The organism is Peribacillus sp. FSL K6-5616, from assembly GCF_038008245.1.
GTDB classification, from domain to species: Bacteria; Bacillota; Bacilli; order Bacillales; family DSM-1321; genus Peribacillus; species Peribacillus frigoritolerans.
The window spans coordinates 5,253,990-5,275,424 of record NZ_JBBOYT010000001.1 but is presented as its reverse complement, the minus strand read 5'-3'; the positions used below and the strand labels follow the sequence as shown (position 1 = coordinate 5,275,424).

The window sequence follows — 21,435 nt, the reverse complement described above, 5'->3', positions numbered from 1 at the left end:
TCTTACTGTAGGCAAACTCCATCGAGTTGGTCTACAGTTTTTTTGAGAGTTTGGAAGTTGACCGTTGAATTCCACTGCAGGCACTCGCTTTCCGCGGGCGGTCCGTGTGCCTCATCGGCGCCTTTAGCGCACGGTATGTCTCCCTTGGACTCTCTTTTCCACAAGAGTCCTGTACCTTCCTTTCCAATCAACTCTGCGTGAAAACTACGTTTGAACCCTGATTGCCCCACAGTTTTGGGGAATCAGTACATTGACCGTTTCATTCCACCGCAGGCACCCGCTTTTGAGCTGGCGGTCCGTGTGCCTCATCGGCGCCATTCGCGCCCGGTATGTCTCCCTTGGACTCTCTTTTCCGCAAGAGTCCTGTACCTTCCTTTCCAATCAACAGAGTTTTAGTAATTAGGCAGAACTCCATGTGCCAACAGTCTTTCTGCAACTTTTATTGAAACGCTTTCCATCCTATCTTAAGTAAAAGTTTCATTTAACGAATGAGTGCAGGGCATGTATTTGTTGATTCCATACATTCGTTTCATGCATCAGCAGACCGTAACAGATTTGTGTTGTAGACGATAGTAACACCGATTGAGAAAGTTGTTAATCTTGAAGCTGTTGCAGATGCAGCTTACAAAACCAGTACGCCTGATTATGTGTATGATGGAACTTATGATTGTTATTTCTTCCCCCACCGGGTGAGCTTTTAAATCCATTTCCCATCTTATAATCATTCAAAAAGGGTTTCGGAATGGAGGCCTTCTTTATTTTATAGTCCCTTTTATTCCTTATTTTTTAAAAACGGCCACCAATTCGCGTTTCCAAACGATGCAACCATCACCGGAATAAACAATGGCAAGATGACAAACGCATATAAAGCAAGCCCCACCAATATTAAAGTGGCTATTTCCAAGAGCGATAAAACTCCTGCTGGCATCATGGCAGCAAAGGTTCCGCCCAGTATGACAGCCGCCGAGATGATCACCGTTCCCATTTTTCTCATGGACAGTAACATCGCTTCCTTGACCGGCTTATCTTTCCACTCGTTAAAGCGATCCATCAAGAAAATGCTATAGTCAATGCCCAGAGCAATCAAGATGACGAAGGCAAAGAAAGGAACTGCCCAGCCGATGCCGGCATACCCGAGAATATTAACAAAAATCAATTCTGTAATGGCTGCCGCTGTATAATAAGTCAAAACGAGCGACACTATCAAATAGACAGGCATGATCAAGGATCGCAGCATGAAAAAGAGAATGATTGCAATACCCGACAGCATCAAAACGACCGTCCTTGAGAAATCCTCACCAGACATCATGCCCAAGTCATGATGTGTACTTGTGATTCCCCCTATCGCCACCTGCGCGTTTTCAAGCTTTGTATCTTTCGTTACTCTTTCAACGGTTTCCTCAATCGAATCGATTTGCTCGATTGCTTCATTGGAATAAGGATTCGCCTTGAATACCACATCCATGGTCATGATTTTACCGTCTTCAGATAAATACGCGTTCAAAGCTTCCCCGAATTCTTCGCTTTCCACTACTTCTTTGGGAATGTACATGCCTGTTACCGTTTTATCCGTTTTTGCCAGCCCTGATAAATAACCCTGTGCGGACGATAGTCCATCATGGACTTCATTCAGACCATCAGCACTTTCATTTAAGCCATCAGTCAAATCAGTAAGCTGCCCGCCGAGGCTTGAAAAACCATTTAGGAGTTCTTGCTGCCCATTACTTAAGCTAGTAAGGCCTCCTTTAAATCCTGACAGATTATTTATGACTTCCCCCTGACCATTAGCCATGGTGCTTAGACCCTTTTGTAAAGTGTCAACGCCTGAAACCAATTGGTTCAGGCCCTCCCCAAGAGAATTTTGACCCTTTACGATTTCTTCCATATTTTCATTCGCCGTATTCAAACCGCCGGACACTGAACCAAGATTCCTATTGAGCTCTGAAAGGCCTGCTGCCATGGGCTCCAAGCCACCCTGTGCCCCTTGCACTGTTTGCTTGATCGTTTGATAGGACTGATCAGCCTGTAATTCTGGATGAGTGGATTCCATTTGCTCAAAGGAAGGATTTAAACCGGCAAGGCTTTGTGATACACCCGTAAGGTTAGTTTGAATTTCTTTATATCGACCTGTGAGCTCACTTAACCCATTAGCTGATTGTTTATAGCCTTCGAGAAGCTGTCCGCTTCCGGCGGCGAGCTTATCCAAGTTTGCCTTGACCTCATTCAATCCGTTTTTTATGTCCCCGGTCCCTGAAGACCCATCACGGATGCCTGCTTCAATGCTTGTTAATGCCTTCTCCACCTGACCTACGCCGCTCTTTAATTCATTGGTCCCGGATATGAGCCCCCCTATTCCGTCCGTCGCTTGCTTCAATCGCGGTCCTGAATCGGAAAGCTCACTGCCTGCCGTTTTCAATCCATCGCTTATTTGTTTAATGCCTTCATTTCCTTCCCCGATTCCCTTTTCCAAGGTTTCGGCCTGGTTCGCTACAAATAAATCCTTAATCGGTTCACCTGTCGGGCGGGTCATGGATCGAACTACATCGACTTCATCCACCTTTACTACTTCCTGGCTGATTTTTTCAGCAAGTGCGACGTACTCTTCCGAATCCATGCGTTCGTCATTCTTTATGACAATCTGTGTTGGCATCGATTGTCCCGGTCCGAATTCATCGGAAATGATATTAAATGCCATGATGGAAGGGACATCATCACCCGCTTCTTCAAGGGAGTTATATGAAATCTTCCCATCATATATAAACAAAAAGGGAACACAGACGACTGCAACAATCATCAGCGCCAACAATGGACGGTTCAAGGAGAAGTTACCGAGAATTCCCCATAGTTTACTTTCACTATGCTCAAGTTTCCCTTTTGCCGGCCAGAATAGCTTTTTGCCAAGAACCGCCATGAAAAATGGAACGATCGTATAAAGGGCGATCATTAAAATGAAAACCCCTATGGCAACGGCCGCCGCAGATTGATAGAGCTTAAAAGTGGAAAAGCCAATTGCCGCAAAACCAATCATTACGGTCAGCCCGCTGAAGAAAACAGTCTTACCGGAGGTTCGGTACGTCTCAACGATCGCTTCATGCAAGGACTCCTGTGACGATAGCTCTTCCTTGAAACGACTAAGCAGCAGGATGCAATAATCAGTCCCGATTCCAAATAAAATACCTACCAGGAATATTTGGGTGTAAGATGAAATCGGAAAGTCCCATTTATCCACCAGGAATGAGACGATGGATTGTGAGCATAAATAAGTGAAACCTACCGTTACCAACGGAATGATCGGTGCCACCACTGAACGGAAGACTATCAGCAATACAGCCAGAATGAAGACCACCGTGATGCCTTCAGTTTTCTTCAGCCCTTCTTGGGAATTGGCATTAAGATCTTCATCGATCATCCAGCTGCTTGTGTAATAATGCTCGACATCCACTTGCTCCAGCTCTTTATAAAGGGCATCGATCACTTCCTTAGCTTCCCGGTCCCCCTTGACCATCGTGATGGATGTCAAAACCGTTGTTTCGTTCTCCGAGACCAACTGACCTTTTAGCGAGGGCTCTTTAAAATGGGTCATGACCTCTTTGATGCCAAGCTCTGCTTTATTCTTTTCAAGCTTTTGGATCGCTATCTCAATCTCTTTCAATTCCGGGGAAGACAGCTTCTTATCACCATGAAATACGAGAGCCACTTGTGACTCATCCTTATCCTGAATCTCTTTCATTAGCTCATTGGCCATCCCAGAGGAATACTCTGCCGGTACATCCAGCTGGCCCTTATTCCGGACAAGCTCCGCCATATCCGGTGCCGCAAGCAATAAACCTGCCGTAATGGCAACCCACGCGATAATGACCAGCCATCTTCCCTTTATGATCCCCCTCATTTATATTCCTCCCATTCCTCATTCTTCATTTGAATGAAAATTTGTGAAAGCTTCTCATATGTATCAAGGAATTTAACAATCTCTTCATAATCGAATTTCGTCATGATGCTCTCTACCAATTTATGAATCTTATTTTCCGTTTCCTGTAACAACGCTTCCCCCTCTTTGGAAAGCTTCAAATGAAAGACCCTTCGGTCAACCTGGTCCTGTTCCCGTTCTATCAATCCTTTGCCTTCCAGCCTGTTGATGTTGGACGTGACGGCACTCTTATTAATATAAAAGGCTTCACTGATTTCCGTCGATGTACACAACCGCTGTTGTTGAATGAACCGCAAAGTATAGTATTGTTCGTTCGTCAGCACATCACAAATCTGATCTTTTATTAAAAGCTCCCCCATCTTATTTACATAGAAAGAAACCTTCATATATCGATCAATCAATCCAGAAACTTTTTCATTAGACATCGTTGCACCTCCCAAAAAGTAGTTCAGTCATTTAACTATATGTAGAGTACTATTGTTTTATTTATCATGTCAATCCCATGATAGTTTATTATTTCCAGTTTAACTTATGGTAAATAAGGGAAAACCCAAAGTAAGCAAACAATCTACTATTCTAAAGGAGGAAATATAAATGACTCAAACAACTATCGAAACTCAAACGAATAGCAAACTTTTAAAAGGGATTTTAATCGGAGGGCTTGTCGGCGGTGCATTGACCTTGCTCGACTCCAACACGAGAAATAAAGTAAAGCGATCTGCCATCCTTTTAAAAGACAACTCCATGAATATGATTGAACAGGTCAAGGAAAATCCCGGCGAAATGAAGGAACAGGTGGTATCAGGAGTCAAAGGGGCAACGGAGACGATTAAAGAGGCAATCAATGACGTTGAAACACTATATGAAACCGTCAATGAAGACGTGGTGGGTAAAGTATCCGAAGTAAAGGATATCTCCACTGATGCCCTTGGTACAGCGAAGGACGCAACAAGTGAATTAAAAGACATCAGTTCAAAAGTGGTCGTTGCCGGTAAACAGCTGAAGGAAACGCCAGCATTGAAATCCGATAATGTTAAAGATGAAAAAGAGAGTGATGAAATCGTTAAAAAATCAGGATTATCCAATCAAAAGTCCATCTCATCCAACTTCTAATATATAAAAAAGCTGAGGCATTATGCCTCAGCTTTTATTATGGCTTGTACAATTTGGATGTTGATTTCCACTCCAGGCACTCGCTTTCCGCGGGCGGTCGTGGAGCCTCCTCGGCTTGGGCCTGCGGAGTCTCCCCTAGACGCGCTTTCCCCGCAGGAGTCTCGTACCTTCCGCTCCAATCAACTCTGTATAAAATTTAGACAGAACCATACCTATGGAGTTGAAGGTGTTGCTTTGGGCCAATTGGATTGGGGACATCATTCGATGAAAGGTACACCATTACCCTTTTGTTTTTTCATATATCCTTCACTTGATACCTTAGTTAGAGTCTTCCAATTTATTCGTTATATCATGGTCTTTTTTCACTTCGGCTAACCAAACTGGATATTCCTCTTGTAATCTTTCAGAAAGAAGCGTTTCTTTAATTACTTCTTTACTGTCTTCTAAATTAGCTTTTTTTGCTTCCTTCTTACCGGTTACTTTTATGATATGGTACCCATATTCGGTTTTGACTGGATCACTGACTTTATTTTTATCAAGATTAAAGGCAACATCTTCAAACTCTTCCACCATATCGCCTTTCCCAAAATACCCTAGGCTTCCACCGTTATCCGCCGTTTCAGTATCAGTGGAATATTCAGCTGCCAACTTAGCGAAATCACCGCCTGCTGCAAGTTCTTTCGCAACCTTTTTAGCCGTTTTTTCGTCTTCGACTAAAATATGACTAGCTTCCACTTGTTCCGCTTGAGCAAATGTATCTTTATTATCTTCAAAATACGTACTGATTTCATCGTCCGTAACGGTAATTCTCGGTTCGACCAGTTTTTTCGTTTGCAGGTAAACCACGATGTCCTTTTTTAAGGCATCCATTGAAGAACCGCTTGCTTCCAATTGTTCTTTTAACGACTTTTCATCACCATAGGACTCAACCATAACATCGATTTCTTTCTGGATTTCTTCATCCTTAATTTTGATTCCTGCTTTTTCCGCTTCCAATTCCACCAATTTATTCGTAATTAACAGGTCTAAAGTATCTGCTCCGTATCCCGCAACAAGCGCGTCATACAGCTCATCCTCATTGATTTTCTCGCCATCGATACTCGCAATTGTCTTATCCATGGACGAAATCATCGCAAATGCCATGATCCCGGCAATGATTAAAATGCTTCCTGCCCAAATATATGCCTTCGTGCTTTTTAATAGTTTCATGAATAATCTCCCTTAAGTTTTCTATTATGATAGCTTGGAAATATTAATTAATCCTTAAGATTTTAACTCAACCTTCAGTATGCACTAACTCAATCATTATACTAACATACTTATATCCCAACAGATATTTTAGAGTATCTCATTCTGCTACAGATTTTACATTTAAATTTTGGTTGATCATTATAAAAAACGGTATTATACCGTTATATCAACTTTTGATATATAGGTAACAGAGTGTAATTCGGCCTTTACTCGTGAGTTTCGAGCAAACGAAAAAGCATGGTGTACGGAGGGAATTCCTACACCATGCTTTATTTATTTTGTTATTTACGATGCATCTTGAATTCAAGGAAGAGTTCATTGTAACGGGCCAAGTTTTTCTTCCCAAGGTTTTCGTACACTTCCAGTTTCTTCGTGAGTTCAGGTGATGGATAGAACCGTTCATCCTTCACCACTTCTTCAGGCATATATTTAAGTGCTTCTTTATTAGGTGTCGAGTAACTTACATATTCAGCATTTTGAGCTGCAACTTTCGGGTCCAGCATGAAGTTGATGAACTGGTGGGCCGCATCTACATTTTTCGTTGTTTTCGGGATGACCATATTATCAAACCATAAATTGGACCCCTCTTTTGGAACAACGTATTCGAGATCTTCATTTTCAGCCATGATTTCAGAAGCAACTCCCGACCAAACAAGGCCAATCGCCGCCTCCTGGGCTTCCAATAGCATGCGGCTTTCATCTCCCACTATCGCTTTAATATTCGGGGTGAGGGCATCAAGTTTGGTTTTTGCCTCTTGAAGGTGTTCTTCATCTGTATCATTCAATGAATAATTCAAAGAGTTCAGACCCATGCCCATCACTTCTCTAGCGCCATCCGTCAAAAGGATTTCATTTTTTAAATCTTTATCCCATAAATCCGCCCAGGCCGTTATTTCTTTGCCACCGAGCATCTCGGAATTGTAAACAATTCCAACCGTTCCCCAGAAGTACGGGACGGAATATTTATTCTCCGGATCGAATGGCAGATCGATGAATCGCTCATCGATATTTTTCAAATTCGGAAGCTTGGAATGATCCAAGGGAACCAGCAAGTCTTCTTGCCTCATCTTATCGATCATATACTCAGACGGAATGGCAATATCATAAGTGGTACCGCCCTGTTCAATTTTAGTCATCATGGCCTCATTCGAATCGAACGTCTCATAAATGACCTTTATACCTGTTTCTTCTTCAAAACGATCGATTAGATCCGTATCGATGTAATCGCCCCAATTATAGATGGTAAGCGTATTGCTGCTCGTAAATCCCTGCGCTGAATTCAATCTTGAAATCGCATAAAGCAGCAAAGCGGATACGAGGGAAATGAGCAAAAACATTTGGAGAAGCCTTTTCATCGTTTCCCCCCCATTCCCGTTTGCCTAACACGTTGAGTTATAAAGTAATAGACGACAACCAACAGCAGTGTCACGACGAACAGCAGTGTCGATAGTGCATTGATATTCAATGATATTCCACGGCGGGCCAATGAATAGATTTCCACGGAAAGAGTGGAGAAACCATTACCGGTCACAAAGAACGTTACCGCAAAATCATCAAGTGAATAAGTCAATGCCATAAAAAAACCAGCAAAGACACCTGGCAAGATGTATGGAAGGATGACCTTCGTCAATACATCCCACCGGCTTGCCCCTAAATCCCGGGCCGCATCAATTAAAGTAGGGCTCATTTCCTGAAGTTTCGGAAGGACCAGCAGCACAACGATCGGGATACTGAAGGCGATATGTGACAACAGTACCGAGTAGAATCCAAGCTTGATCCCGGCCATTGTGAATAATATCAGGAAGGAAGCACCGATGATCACATCGGGACTGACAATCAATACATTATTCAATGACAATACCGTATTCTTAGCTTTACTGCTCGTAAAGGAGCGAATTCCAATTGCCCCTATCACCCCGATGATCGTTGCGATCAGTGCAGATAATAAAGCTATCACAAGTGTATTCAATACAATGATCAACAGCCTCGTATCTTGGAACAGCTCCTTGTACCACTCCATCGTGAACCCTTTAAAGTCATACATCGTTCCACCGCTGTTAAAAGAGTAAAAGACTAAAAAGAAAATCGGTGCATAGAGAATGAGAAAAATCAAAACGAGAAACGCTTTTGATATTGGTGATAATTTATTGCCCAATTTACACACCCTGCTTTCGGTTACCCGTTACAAACATAATCAGGAACATTATAATAATCAAAAATACCGCGATCGTGGAACCCATTCCCCAATCCTGTGTTACAAGGAAGTGCTGCTCGATAGCCGTACCAAGCGTAATGACTCGGTTACCGGCAATCAATCTTGTAAGCATGAACAATGAAAGTGCCGGGATGAAGACTACTTGGCATCCCGTCTTTACCCCATCTAACGTCAACGGAAAAATGACACGGCGGAATGTCATCCATCGGGACGCTCCCAAGTCATTGGCCGCATCCAAAAGGGTTGGATTCATTTCATCAAGCGCATTGAATATCGGTAAAATCATAAACGGTATGAAAATATAAACCGAGACGAATATGAAGCTGAAATCCGTAAAGAGAATCTGCTGCTTTCCGATTCCTACTGCCTCCAGAAAACCATTCGCCACACCATACGTGCCAAAAATTCCAATGAAGGCATAAGCCTTCAAAAGTAAATTGATCCAGGAAGGCACGATAATCAGCAAAAGCCACAACTGCTTATGCTTGGTTTTCGTTAACAAATAGGCTGTCGGGTAAGCGACTAAAAGGGATATTACCGTAATCAGGAATGCATACCAAAATGAGCTTAATGTCATTTTTAAATATACTGGCGTAAAGAACTTTTGATAGTTAATCAATGATAAATTGCCTTCAATGTCAAAGAAGGAATAGTAAAGGATTAACAAAATGGGTGCGATCACGAATAAAGCAATCCATAAGACATAGGGTATGAAGTAAATATTACGGGATATTTTATTCTTCATGACTTTCCCCGTCATGATACGCTTCCAGTCGCTTATCGAATTCTTCTTCAGTTTCACCCAATCGCATGACATGGATCGATTCCGGTTCGAAATAAAGACCTATTTCATCTCCGACTGCCACTTTTTTCGTTGATTGGACAAGCCATTCATTTCCATCATGGTCATAACAGCTGATTTCATAATGAACACCGCGAAATAGCTGGGAGTCCACCCGAACTTGCAGTTTTCCGCGATCGACGGAAGTAATCTCCAAATCTTCCGGGCGGATGACAATATCGACAGCTTCATTACTGTTCAATCCTTGGTCAACACACTCGAACTGTCTGCCGACGAATTCCACGAGGTAATCTTCAATCATTTTTCCTTTTACAATATTGGACTCACCGATGAAATCGGCAACGAATCGATTCAGCGGTTCATCATAAATATCCGTAGGGGTCCCGCTTTGCTGGATTTTCCCTTTGTTAAGGACAAAAATCTCATCTGACATCGCTAATGCTTCCTCTTGGTCATGAGTGACGAAGATAAACGTGATTCCCAGCCTCTGTTGCAGCTCCCGCAATTCATATTGCATTTCTGTACGCAATTTCAAATCGAGGGCAGATAGCGGTTCATCCAGGAGGATGACTTCTGGTTCATTAACAATAGCCCTCGCAATCGCTACCCGTTGCCGCTGACCGCCTGACATTTCCCTGATCTCCCGTTTTTCATACCCCTCCAAATTAACAAAGCTGAGGGCTTCCTTCACCTTGATTTCCACTTCCGAATTCTTCATTTTTTTGATCCGAAGACCAAATGCTACATTTTCAAACACATTTAAATGCGGAAACAGTGCATAATCTTGAAATACCGTATTCACTTGCCTTTTATTGGCTGGCACATCATTGATCTTTTTCCCTTCAAAGTAAATATCACCTTTGGAAGCTTCCGTAAATCCGGCAATCAAACGAAGGATCGTGGTCTTCCCACACCCGGAAGGACCCAATAGCGTATAGAACTTCCCTCTCTCGATTTCAAAACTAACATTATCGAGAACCACCGTTTCATCATCAAATTGCTTCGTAACCTGATCGAAGCGTATTATATTCCCATTTGCCATAGCTTCTTCCCTCTCTCCATTCCCTTACTCATCAATCTTCAACGATTGCATTTTTTTGAATTCTATAAGTATGATTCCGTCACCACGAGTAATAACTCGGACGGACCTTCAAAATCATTGATGATTTGATGTTCATCTGAAGCATGAAAATAAATCGATTCCCCTGCCTTGACGAAATACGTATGTGTACCCAGCTTTACAATGACTCTTCCGCTTAATACATAACCGAATGTTTCCGACAAGGATGGTTCAAATTGTTTGAACTCCCCTTTTTCCTGGAGAGTCAGGCGAATAGGTTCCATTTCCTTTTCATTCGATTCAGGCACGAGCCACTGAATTTGGTATCCCCGTTCTTCATCGATGAAAAATGTTTGTGCTTCTTCTTCATACACTACTTTTTGGACTTGATCCTCATCATCGAAGAACTGTTTCGGCTTGCAGCCGAGTACTTCTAAAATATTGAAAAGAGTTTCAATCGAAGGGGAACTAAGATCCCTTTCCAACTGTGAAATATATCCTTTGCTTAAATCCGTTCTTTCGCCCAATTCTTCCTGGGTCAATCCTTTTTTCAAGCGAAGGTTCTTTATTTTTTTCCCAATTTGCATTCCATAACCCTCAATCGGTTTACTTATAGTAAACACACAGTAGATAAAGTTTTATATAAGTAAACTTTCAGTTTAATTTTACGAATATCATTATACAGGAAATGCCGGAAACTTCAAACGGAATTTCCGGCATTCATTAAAAAAGGACTGCCGCCTGGCAGTCCCCTTTTTACAACTTCAGACATATCTCTTGCGCTTTCTTTTCCCCATCAGCAATACAATCCGGGATTCCGACTCCATTGTATGAACAGCCCGCAAGTAAAACATTCGGATAATTCTCGGAGATTTTCGCCTCCAGTGATTGAACGATTTGAGGATGCTTAATATGGTAGTTCGGCATATTTTCATGCCATTTCGTCACTTCACTTGTAATTGGATTCCCAGAAATGCTTAGACTGTTCATAATGTCGTGTAAAGCCACAGAGATCAATTCCTGTTTTGCAAGGGACTGTAATCGTTCATAGTCCGGACTAGAGCTTTTATAAAAAAGCCTTACCAAAAGCTGACTGTTTTCAGAAGTATGCTCCCATTTCCGGCTTGTCCAGGTGCATGCATTACAGATCAAATCACTATTATCGCCTGTAATGAAACCTGTCCCGTCTTTAGGAAGCATGCTGTCCGGGATATCGAATCCAAGATAAACGCTAATCATCGAACTATTGATCAAGCCGTCGAAATCTTCATCCAACTCCCGATCCCCCAATAATTTCTGGGCAATTGTATGCGGTGTACTCAATACGATAAAGTCCGTTTCCAGCGTTTCACCGTTTGCCAATGTAATGATGTACGCCTCATCATTTCTTCCGATTTCATCTACACTGACCCCTTTTAATATCTCGACCATATCGAGGCTTTCCTCTATTCTTTCCACCAATGTTGATAAGCCATTTTTAAACGAAAGGAACTTCTTATTCCCCTTGCTTTTATATTTCTGCTTATTTTCCGATAGGCCTCGTATTATACTGCCATATTCGTTTTTATAATCCAGCATCTCCGGCAGTGTTTTGGCAATGGTCAATTCATTTAATTTTCCTGAGTAAACACCTGATAGGACTGGCGATATCTGCTTTTGCACCAATTCCTTGCCTAAGAAACTTTCAAGAAATAAACCGATGGAGTCATTCTTCGTAAATGTCTCATTTTTTGTGTAGAAATCCTTTAAGGCGTCGACCTTACCTTGGGCGGAAACCAGATCACTTTTGGCCAGTGACTCCAGGCTCATTGGTATTCCGAATAGGGCATCTTCGGGGATTCCCTTCAGCATCCCATCAGTATGGATGAATGATTTTCCCGTCGCATTATAGACGACTTGATCCTCCAGGTTCAATTCTTTAAGAAATGGCTGTATATTCTGTTTCCTGGCAACGATCGAATCGGCACCCGCTTCAATTTTAAAAGGACCATCGTGCACAGTCCTTATTTTACCGCCTAGTTCCTCATTTCCTTCTATTAATATTAATCGTACGGAGAGACTCCTCGCTTTAACTGCCTTTTGTAAATAAAACATGGTTGATAAACCGGTAATGCCTCCACCTACGACTACGACTGTTTTCATTAGGACTACACCTCGATTAAGATTTTGCAATAAGTAAAGTGTACCATAAGGCAGCAGCATTATTAAAAGCAGCCCTTCTAAAATCATCGGATACATAACGAAACCTGTAACAAATTGGACAAAAAAGACCTCCCCTTTTGGAAAAGTCCATTAGCCAATTTTATTTGTTATTCCTCCCCTTATTCGATATCCTTGTTCACCATATCCAATCTATATTCCATTATCTCCATCAACCCGCTTCTGCCTTCCTTCTGAATGCCTGTATCCTGAAACCCCGATTTCGCATAAAGCGTTTTTGCGTTCACGTTCATGACGTCCACTGCCAGAATGATCGAATCCTTGTTTGGAAAAATCCCTTTTGCGAATTCCGGAAGGCTTTGCAAGGCTTTCTTTCCAATCCCTTTTCCCTGATGTTTTTGATCAACAAGGAATCCCCGGAGTAATATCGCTTTTTTATCGCTGGTGAAAGGGGGGATGTTTTCGCCAATGTGTAAAACGAAAAAGCCAACTGGGATACCCTTAGCCAATATTACGACTGGGTGCCTGTCGCAATCTTCCCGGCAATATTTCAGTTACTCATCCGGCAGAGCTGAAAAAGGGGTTTGTGTATTCGGTAAATAAAACTGGGAAAGCTGGTTAAGGTGTTCCGGTAAATAAGGCATTAAAGTTATGGTCTCGATTTCCTTTTCCATTAAGCACACTCTCTTTCATCAATTATTGGATACAATAATGATTCGATGCCCCGTCGGATATTCCCTTTCCAAACCGGAAGGAGCACTGTCGAATATATCGACAGTGCTCCTTCTGTATAATCAATGGGTATTTTCATTGATAGTCAGTGCTTCTCGTAAATTTATTTGCTGGCGGAGTATGTTGGCAACATCACGGGAGATTTGTCGTTTTTCAAACATATCCTGCACTTCGTCCCTTTCTGCCTGGATCGCTTTATAGAACAGCTCTCTTTCATACTCGGCCATTTTACTCGGGGTACGGCCTCTGTTCTCACGCTTGCATTTTAAAATTAACACTTTATACTCGTCTATGATCATCGAGGATGTCTTATGATTATCGGCTGTAATTCCGGCCTGTATCTCTTGGATGGCGGCTTTATACATCCTGATTTTAAGATCCCTGACCTTTTCCAATCTCTTAAGATTGATTTTTCTTATTTCACTTTTATTAGGGAAAAATAATTTTAAAACCCTCAGCATACTTCTCCTGAACAGCGTTACAGACCTAAAAAAACGGAACTTCAGTCGATTTGTTACGGCACCTTCCATACGCTGGATGTATTCCTTGCATATATACGCCGTCTCCCGGTCCACTTTTTCATCCTTAATGAGTTTATCCAGGAATCTTTGCTCTGCTTCAAGGGCCTTGAAGCGAAGATCCTTTTCTTCTTCCCTTAATGCAGCCGGTTCTTTCTCCTGTTCTACATAGGACAGTTCATTGATCTTGGTACAATACCTGGAAATGATCGACAAAGCCGCTTCCCGGTTTTCATCTGTCATTTGGGACTCAATCACCCGAATAGCGGCTTGATGTGATTGGATGGCAGCAGCTTTCGTTTTGTCAGCCTGCTTATCCACCACTTCCTCTTCTTCCGATCGTGCCACGATTGGCAGAAATACACTCGCAACAATCAGTGTCAGCAATATGACACCTGCTGCAATGAAAATGATTAACGAACGCTCAGGAAAAGGACTTCCATCTGCCAACACATATGGAATCGAGAACGAACCCGCTAACGTTACAGCTCCGCGAACACCGGAAATGGTAATGATCCCGGCCGCTTTGAAGTCCGGTTTTTGGGCTCCAGCTTTTTTCGTCATCCAGCCAATCGACCAGGCAGCCGTAAGCCAAATGAATCGTAAAGCGAAAAGGAAAAGTGTAATGATCACGATATAAAGGATCACTTTTCCATTATTGAAGGCTGGATCTTGAAAGATCGTTTTCGCAACGCTTGGGATTTGCAAGCCAAGCAAAACGAATACAAGACCATTCAATACATATAAAATGACGGACCAGGTACTCTTTGAAACGACTTGAAGTTCCACTGTTGGTGAAATTTCCCGATCTCGTTCAATGGCATGGACAATTCCCCCAGCCACGACTGCCAAAATCCCAGAAAGGTGGAAATGTTCCACAGCGAGGAAAATAATAAAAGGAGTCAGGATTTGGATAAGCATATGCATCGTGACATCTTCCATCCCTAAACGGCGAAGAAATACGCGAAGCCTGATAATGATGAAAGCTAGTACCGCTCCACCTACAAACCCACCAATTGCAATCCATATGAAACTGAAGGTTGCGTCGACTAAGGAGAAAACACCTGTGACTGTAGCTGCAACGGCAAACTTAAAGGCAACTAAACCTGAGGCATCATTCATCAGCCCTTCGCCTTCGAGAAGGTGCATGATGCTCTTCGGCAATTTGACCCGACTCGCCAAAGCGCTTACTGCCACTACATCCGTAGGTGACAAAATGGCCGCCAAAGCGAACGCTGCCGGCAATGGGATCGAAGGGATCATCCAATTAATTAAATATCCGCCTGCCCAAACCGTTATGAATACGAGGCCCAGTGCAAGCATCAGAATGGGCGCTCTCAACTTCCACAGTGCTGTTCGGGGTACATTTTTGCCATCATTGAACAATAGGGGTGCGATGAATAATAGCAAAAATAATTCCGTCTCCATCTCAACATGCATACCCAGGGGTAAAAGTGCCAATATGACACCGAGTGCTATTTGTATTAATGGTACAGGTATAAAGGGTATAAAATGGTTAATTACATTAGACACTCCAATCAATATAAGAAGCGCTAATATAACAAGAAAAAACTCCATACAAACATCTAACTTCCTCTCTCATCTATAATCATAACTATAAGCGTAACATATTTATACCCAGTCAATCATGCATTAACTATTCTAACCTGGAATCACTCTGAATAATGATACCTTTTATCAAAAGCGAAGGAGCTTACGATGAACACCCGCAAAGAAAAAAGCTGATTGGCTAAACCATGATCAGCTTTTCCACATGATGAATGAAATGGGGACTAAGCGACTCATTTAGTTCCCGGGACGAATAGACGAAGATGTTTATGCAGTACATTTGCCTGGAAAGGAAGAAGAATGCCTTCATCGCCATCGATATTGACTGCAAGTTCCTCTGACGTGCTTAAATGGAGCTTGGATGTTTTAATATATTCAACTTCGTCATTCCCCATGATCTCCCCCCTGATCAAACTGGGAATGATCTTGACGATGAGAGGAAGAGATAAATCCTTAATGATGAATGTGTGCAGCTTTCCATCATTCACTTCCGCCTCTGGTGCAAGTTGTTCAAAACCGCCGACAGAGTTAGTCATGGTTGCAATTAGTAAATGAGCCTCCCCCATCCACTTCCCGTGATCATGTTCAACCGTTAAAGGAAACGGAGTCTTTTTAATGATCGCTTTTGCTCCTTCAATGAAATAGGCAAAAGACCCAAGACGGGTTTTTTGTTCAACGGTAACATTATAGGGTGCCTCCGCGATTGCCCCTACCGCCAGCACATTCATGAAGTAACGGTCATTGATCTTCCCTATGTCCGATTCCTTAATATGCATATCCTTCAATATCTCGATGGCTGCATTGGGATTCAGTGGTATTCCCAAAGACCTGGCGAAATCATTGATGGTTCCTAGTGGAATGATCCCGAAGATAGGCCGATGCTGCTGCTCGCCCAAGCCATTCACTATCTCGTTCACCGTTCCATCACCACCCATGGAAATGACAGCATCGAATCTATCTGCACAGGCCTCCTTTGCAAAACCCGTCGCATCCCCCTCTCCTCCCGTTTTACGAACGCATACCTCATCAAAAAGTTCCCCTAGTGCCTTTTCCGCTTTCGGCAAAATCTTCCCTGCCTTTTCCTTGCCTGAAGATGGATTGACGATAATCATCGCTTTCGACATATGCTACCTCCCATTATTGTACTTCTACTAGCAAGTTACCTCTTTACTGAAGTATTAAAACCATACTGACAGGAACTTACATATAATCGCTGCCGTTTGGATTTGGCTGACACTTTAGAACAAGCTCTTTTATATTACATCGACTGTGAAACAGGCATTCAATAATCACTCAACTTCCTGTTTCCCATCTGTTATATTAATGCCCCACTCAACACATTGAAAATTGTTTGTCCGTTTCACTCCCTGATTGTTTTTTCGTTTTATAAAAAGCATTATTTCTTTCATTTCCTACTTGCCGCGGAGAAAAATAAAAATATATATAGATGATAAATCCCTTTCCAATAGGTTTTTCACACTACGGGTGAAAAAAATTTCAAATTTTCTGTAAAATACCTATACATTTTCCAGATTCGGGTATATACTGTATTATAACAACAAGCAAACAATAAAAACTGTACTATAAAGAGGGGGAGCGAGACATGCAAGCAAATCAATCAGATTTACTCATAATCGATTCATTTAAACATTGCCCGGAATGTGGTGAAACACAGGTGGACCATTCAAATTCCTATCTGATGGAATGCGATCGCTGCCTTTCCAAACGTGAAGAATAAAGCGACCGGAAAATATATCTAACATTAAAAGGAGGAAATCATCATGCAAATGAAAAAATCCATTGAGTTTTTTAACAATATCCCTGCTAAACATTGCCCTGAGTGCGGTGACCATATTATCGAGCATGCTGAATCCTACTTAATGGAATGTGACCGCTGCCTTTCCAGACGCGAAGACTGATTAAACCAAAATCAAAAAGGAGGAACCATCATGCAAACTATAAATCCACTGGAATTCTTCAGGACACTGCCGCCTAAACAATGTACGGAGTGCGGAACCCATATCGCTGAACAAGCTGAATCTTACTTGATGGAATGTGACCACTGCCTTTCCAAACGCGAAGACTGATTAAAACCAAATCATAAGGAGGAATCATCATGCAAACCAAAAATCCACTGGAATTCTTCAGGACACTGCCGCCTAAACAATGTACGGAATGCGGGACCCATATCATTGAACAAGCTGAATCCTATCTCTTGGAATGTGACCGCTGCCTTTCCAAACACGAAGACTGATTAAACCAAATCATAAGGAGGAATCATCATGCAAACCAAAAACCCATTGGAATTCTTCAGGACACTGCCGCCTAAACAATGTACGGAGTGCGGGACCCATATCATTGAACAAGCTGAATCCTACCTCTTGGAATGTGACCGCTGCCTTTCCAAAAAAGATGAATATTAATAAAAGATGCTGACATCAAGGAGCTATATAGGCCATTTTGATGTCAGCATTAACCTTGTTATCTGCCTCCCTTTCCTTGCATTCAAAAAAGGATGTCCCTTGGACACCCTTCAGTCTTACTATCTTTTCATCTCCCAATATATTTATCTACATACTTCCCGCTTATCTTCCTGCTGCTGTATTGTAAGAAGTCCAATGCAAAAATCATGAATTCAAGGGCCAGACGCTTATCGGAACGCATAAAATCAGAACCTAGCAGTTTCTCCAATTTTTCAAGCCTATGATATAACGTTTGCCGGACAATGAATAATTGTTTTGATGTCTCCTGTTTAGAACCGTTACAGGCAAGGTATGTCTTCAGGGTAGGCATTAGCTCTCCATTGTTTTGCTTGTCGTATTCAATGACAGGACCTAAATATTCATATACCGTTTCCTCCAGATTGCCATGTTTATTTATGAGTGAAATCATGCGATGCATATGTAAGTCCTGATAAAAGAAGCTCCTGTTATCCTCTGGTAATGTATCCTGAAGCAGCAACGTCTCACGGGCCGTTTCATAACTTTTATAAATCTCACTTAACCTTTGAACATGCTTACCAAAACCAATGGAAAGCAGCCCCATACGATTACGCCCGCTTACATCCATTTTCATGATTCGATCCACCGCGCTTGTAACCCTTGATTTCCAATCTTCGGATGAACGGTTATCACCTAAAATAAAAACAAGATGCTGATGTATTTCCATGGAAAATATCTGAAAGCCGTACTGTTCAAAAACAGTTCTAAACATTATCTTAAAATAGGTTCCATCTAATTTTGCAGAATTTTTATTATACTTTGGGTGTTGTTTGCAAATGCAAACAATTCCGCCATCCAACTGCATTTTCGGATCAATATAGGAAAGCCTTTCCCGGATTGCTTCGTCACTATATTCACCTTCAATCCAATTTGTAAGCCATATACTTTCTTCCGACATTTTCTTTTCTTCTATATATAACTCCCTTAATAGATGCTGTGCCAATGCGGTAGCCGTTCGATCCAAGATCAATGAATCAAAATCAGTCAACTCCCTGCCGTTGCTGCAAATGAGCAGTTCAGCATAATTTTCACCAAGCACTTGAATCGGCTGTCCAAGAACGGTTTTATCCAATTTCCGCTTCTCTTCATATATGTCCGCTACCATTTGATAGGTTGTTTTTTTCTTTATTTTTGGAATGCTGGCTATATCATTTTCATTAAAGATAAGAATAACCTGTACATTTAAATAGCTGTGGAGAAATTTTAGGATTGGTTCATAATGGTCAATTTCGAGGAGATTTTTATTTAACTGCTGTGAGTAGTTTTCTAAGTTGGAGATCATCTGATATTGTTTATTGATGATAAGGGAATGTATATCCTGCGTGATTTCCACGAAAGGGACTTCTTCATGAAATAGGATGATAGGGAATTGCCGTTCATTAGCGAGATCGATGGCACATTGCGGCACTGCCATGGTGTTGGCGCCGATCTCTATACAGAGTCCAGCTGCATCGCATTCTATTAATTGTCTTAAGCAGGATAGAAATGTGTCATCGCAGTCTTTCCACCCTAAACCGGTAGTCAGTATCAGTTCGTTTCCATTTAACAAATGGCTGATTTGGGTGACTTCCATGCAGTGGACCCACTTCACTTGACGCTTTATCCCACTGCTGCCTGCAATTATATCCGTCAGATTAAAATGCTTGCGTGTTAGAATTTCCTCGATTGTAATCGATGTATTCATCCAGCCACATCCTTTTATAAAACTGCTTTAAAATCTATTATAAACGGACAACCCTTAAATCTCCAGACACTTGTCAGAAAATCTAACGTCAAAATTCTACAAAAAACTCGAACAAAAAGGACCCATTCATGAGGAATAGGCCCGGTCCGCAACTATTTCAATTCAATTTTTTTTTGAAAAGCAATGTAGAGAAGTATTTCCTTCCTTCCGCGGTTTTGATGTTCAATTGCTTCCATTCCTGCTTCGTTCCTTCAATCAGTTCAAAATCGAGAAAGGCTCCACTTAAACTTTCGGAAACCCGGGTGATTCGATATCCTCTTTCAAGCAAAAAATCGATTTGTTCCCTTTCTAAGCGATACTCTTGATATTCGGACATTTCCATTCCCCCTTTTTCAAACGTTCTCCTTGCCGGTCGAAGCCGTAAAAACCATCTCTTCCTCAAGTTCTGGACCTTTTTCAATTATCCAATCCCTTCCAACTGAAATGCCTAAATATTTCTCATCGCTCGGATCGATGATTTCAGCTTGTTCATATCGCTTGAACCACCAATACTTAGCTAATATAAAATAACTAGCACCGCCGAGAAGAAAACCGATAATAAACGAATAATTTGAAAAAATCGTGGCACCGATTCCTCCAATCACCCAAGAAATGATTCCTGCCCAATTGACTCCATTCAAGTACTTATACTGGCCTTCACTTTCATAGAGTTCTTGTACATTCACTCTCCGTTTACGAAGGAAATAGTAATCCGCTACCAGGATGCCGACAATGGATGCCAGGATTCCACCTATTATTAATAAAACTTCTATGATGATGCCGAACAGGCTCCATGGCTGAACTACTATCCCAATAACCCCCGCTACAACGACTCCCGCCCAAAATGGCATTTTAGGACCCATGACATTGGAGAAAATGGTAGCTGCGGGAATGACATTGGCCGTAGTATTCGTCGACCATTGAGCAAATACGATCATGATCAAAAGGACGCCGAGGGCAATTCCATTTGCTGATCCCTGTATGGCAACTACAGGGTCATAATTGGAAACAGCCATATAAGAAACCGCTCCGATAATCACCATGAACGTCTGGGTGATGGGATAGGTGATAATATTCCCAATTATTTGCCCCTTATTGCGCTTGAACCAATTTTTTTCATTTTTTGGTGCCTTTATATAGCGGGAAAGCGTGGGCATATCTGCAGTCAATGTACCCCAAAATCCCATATTTGCCATAATGACGACCATGAAAGCTGTTGCGGCGGCCCCGCCAGTAACCGGACTTTCAATCCAGGACCATACCTCCCTTCCTTGGGCCACAGCCTGATCGGATAGAGTGAAATACATCCATCCAGAAATTAGAATGATGACGGGCGCCGCCAAGTCGGCGAATCGTTCAATCGACTTTATTCCCATTGCCGTGTTGACTAATTGTAAAACGGCAAAAATGAGGAAGCAGATAAACCAATTATCAAAGTCAAAAAGAGTTGTAAAGATAGCGTTCATTGCAGTGGCTCCAAAGTAAGTATTGAGGCCGAACCAGCATGACGCTACAAAACCGCGCACAACCGAAGGGATGTGGGTGCCAATCGTACCGAACGGCGCCCTCATATAGACTGGAAATGATATTCCATGTTCAACACCAATATCCCCTGTCATTGTCATCAAAAAGCCGAGAACCACACAGGCAATGACCGTTGCAAGAACGACCCAGCCTAAGGATAAACTTTGAACACCGTTCCCACCGATCGCGAAGGCAGCCAATACTACAGCCATGCCCACCCAAATGAAACCAAATCCGGCTGCACTTATGTTTTTCTCACTATGAGGTATAGGCAGCAAATCGGGAGACTTTAAATAATCTTTCTTCTCACTCATAAAAATCCCCCTAATTTAATTTGCA

At 42.1% G+C, this 21,435-nt stretch carries 21 protein-coding genes; 6 read left to right on the top strand and 15 right to left on the bottom strand.

The genetic code is table 11. The features are described from left to right. Window positions 1–772: 772 nt before the first annotated feature. Together MHB45_RS25760 and MHB45_RS25755 are read right to left on the bottom strand one after the other, a co-directional pair. Window positions 773–3,889, bottom strand: coding sequence for an MMPL family transporter (locus MHB45_RS25760; protein WP_202186568.1), 3,117 nt, complete (start codon window positions 3,887–3,889; stop codon window positions 773–775). Then, complete coding sequence (locus MHB45_RS25755; RefSeq protein WP_072274035.1) at window positions 3,886–4,353, bottom strand: MarR family winged helix-turn-helix transcriptional regulator; 468 nt, start codon at window positions 4,351–4,353, stop codon at window positions 3,886–3,888. The genes MHB45_RS25760 and MHB45_RS25755 overlap by 4 nt, the downstream gene beginning before the upstream one ends. A 169-nt stretch (window positions 4,354–4,522) precedes the next feature. Between MHB45_RS25755 and MHB45_RS25750 the strand changes: the two genes are divergently transcribed. Then, a complete protein-coding gene (locus MHB45_RS25750) occupies window positions 4,523–5,041 on the top strand; it encodes a hypothetical protein (protein WP_072274036.1) in 519 nt (172 codons plus the stop codon). A 318-nt stretch (window positions 5,042–5,359) separates the two neighbouring features. On the opposite strand, the gene MHB45_RS25745 is transcribed toward MHB45_RS25750, so the two are convergent. From MHB45_RS25745 to MHB45_RS25700, 10 genes are all read right to left on the bottom strand, one after another. Continuing rightward, entirely contained in the window at window positions 5,360–6,250 is an 891-nt protein-coding gene (locus tag MHB45_RS25745) for a peptidylprolyl isomerase (protein ID WP_072274037.1), read from the bottom strand. Window positions 6,251–6,573: 323 nt separating this feature from the next. Continuing rightward, on the bottom strand, window positions 6,574–7,647 hold the full coding sequence (locus MHB45_RS25740) for an ABC transporter substrate-binding protein (protein WP_072274038.1): 1,074 nt from the start codon (window positions 7,645–7,647) through the stop codon (window positions 6,574–6,576). Further along, window positions 7,644–8,447 (bottom strand): ABC transporter permease, encoded by an 804-nt coding sequence (locus tag MHB45_RS25735; RefSeq protein ID WP_072274039.1) that lies wholly within the window; start codon window positions 8,445–8,447, stop codon window positions 7,644–7,646. Before MHB45_RS25735 ends, MHB45_RS25740 begins: the two co-directional genes overlap by 4 nt. 1 nt (window position 8,448) lies before the next feature. After that, complete coding sequence (locus MHB45_RS25730; protein WP_048688824.1) at window positions 8,449–9,252, bottom strand: ABC transporter permease; 804 nt, start codon at window positions 9,250–9,252, stop codon at window positions 8,449–8,451. Continuing rightward, window positions 9,242–10,351, bottom strand: coding sequence for an ABC transporter ATP-binding protein (locus MHB45_RS25725; RefSeq protein ID WP_034304875.1), 1,110 nt, complete (start codon window positions 10,349–10,351; stop codon window positions 9,242–9,244). Before MHB45_RS25725 ends, MHB45_RS25730 begins: the two co-directional genes overlap by 11 nt. 62 nt (window positions 10,352–10,413) lie before the next feature. Next, on the bottom strand, window positions 10,414–10,956 hold the full coding sequence (locus MHB45_RS25720) for a helix-turn-helix domain-containing protein (protein WP_034304877.1): 543 nt from the start codon (window positions 10,954–10,956) through the stop codon (window positions 10,414–10,416). Between the two features lie 169 nt (window positions 10,957–11,125). Continuing rightward, complete coding sequence (locus tag MHB45_RS25715) at window positions 11,126–12,511, bottom strand: protoporphyrinogen oxidase (RefSeq protein ID WP_202186565.1); 1,386 nt, start codon at window positions 12,509–12,511, stop codon at window positions 11,126–11,128. Window positions 12,512–12,690: 179 nt separating this feature from the next. Further along, on the bottom strand, window positions 12,691–13,083 hold the full coding sequence (locus MHB45_RS25710) for a GNAT family N-acetyltransferase (RefSeq protein ID WP_260088882.1): 393 nt from the start codon (window positions 13,081–13,083) through the stop codon (window positions 12,691–12,693). Between the two features lie 240 nt (window positions 13,084–13,323). Further along, complete coding sequence (locus MHB45_RS25705) at window positions 13,324–15,357, bottom strand: Na+/H+ antiporter (RefSeq protein ID WP_048688720.1); 2,034 nt, start codon at window positions 15,355–15,357, stop codon at window positions 13,324–13,326. Between the two features lie 224 nt (window positions 15,358–15,581). Further along, a complete protein-coding gene (locus tag MHB45_RS25700; RefSeq protein WP_340908142.1) occupies window positions 15,582–16,472 on the bottom strand; it encodes a diacylglycerol/lipid kinase family protein in 891 nt (296 codons plus the stop codon). A gap of 479 nt (window positions 16,473–16,951) precedes the next feature. Here MHB45_RS25700 and MHB45_RS25695 point away from each other — a divergent pair, with 479 nt between their 5' ends. The 5 genes from MHB45_RS25695 to yhfH (MHB45_RS25675) are packed head-to-tail and all read left to right on the top strand — an operon-like array spanning window position 16,952 to window position 17,771. Beyond that, complete coding sequence (locus MHB45_RS25695) at window positions 16,952–17,086, top strand: hypothetical protein (protein WP_260088880.1); 135 nt, start codon at window positions 16,952–16,954, stop codon at window positions 17,084–17,086. A gap of 43 nt (window positions 17,087–17,129) precedes the next feature. Next, entirely contained in the window at window positions 17,130–17,267 is a 138-nt protein-coding gene (gene yhfH / locus MHB45_RS25690; protein WP_082162914.1) for a protein YhfH, read from the top strand. A 30-nt stretch (window positions 17,268–17,297) separates the two neighbouring features. Beyond that, window positions 17,298–17,435, top strand: a complete 138-nt coding sequence (gene yhfH / locus MHB45_RS25685; RefSeq protein ID WP_072274042.1) for a protein YhfH — start codon at window positions 17,298–17,300, stop codon at window positions 17,433–17,435. 29 nt (window positions 17,436–17,464) lie between these two features. Beyond that, window positions 17,465–17,602, top strand: a complete 138-nt coding sequence (yhfH, locus tag MHB45_RS25680; RefSeq protein WP_072274043.1) for a protein YhfH — start codon at window positions 17,465–17,467, stop codon at window positions 17,600–17,602. A 28-nt stretch (window positions 17,603–17,630) separates the two neighbouring features. Further along, a complete protein-coding gene (gene yhfH, locus MHB45_RS25675) occupies window positions 17,631–17,771 on the top strand; it encodes a protein YhfH (protein WP_072274044.1) in 141 nt (46 codons plus the stop codon). Window positions 17,772–17,898: 127 nt separating this feature from the next. On the opposite strand, the gene MHB45_RS25670 is transcribed toward yhfH (MHB45_RS25675), so the two are convergent. From MHB45_RS25670 to MHB45_RS25660, 3 genes are all read right to left on the bottom strand, one after another. Then, on the bottom strand, window positions 17,899–19,533 hold the full coding sequence (locus MHB45_RS25670; RefSeq protein ID WP_340908141.1) for a PucR family transcriptional regulator: 1,635 nt from the start codon (window positions 19,531–19,533) through the stop codon (window positions 17,899–17,901). A gap of 157 nt (window positions 19,534–19,690) precedes the next feature. Beyond that, entirely contained in the window at window positions 19,691–19,909 is a 219-nt protein-coding gene (locus MHB45_RS25665) for a hypothetical protein (RefSeq protein WP_340908140.1), read from the bottom strand. Window positions 19,910–19,925: 16 nt separating this feature from the next. Beyond that, window positions 19,926–21,410: an NCS1 family transporter gene (locus MHB45_RS25660; protein ID WP_048685766.1), complete on the bottom strand. Its 1,485-nt coding sequence runs from the start codon at window positions 21,408–21,410 to the stop codon at window positions 19,926–19,928. Window positions 21,411–21,435: the final 25 nt, after the last annotated feature.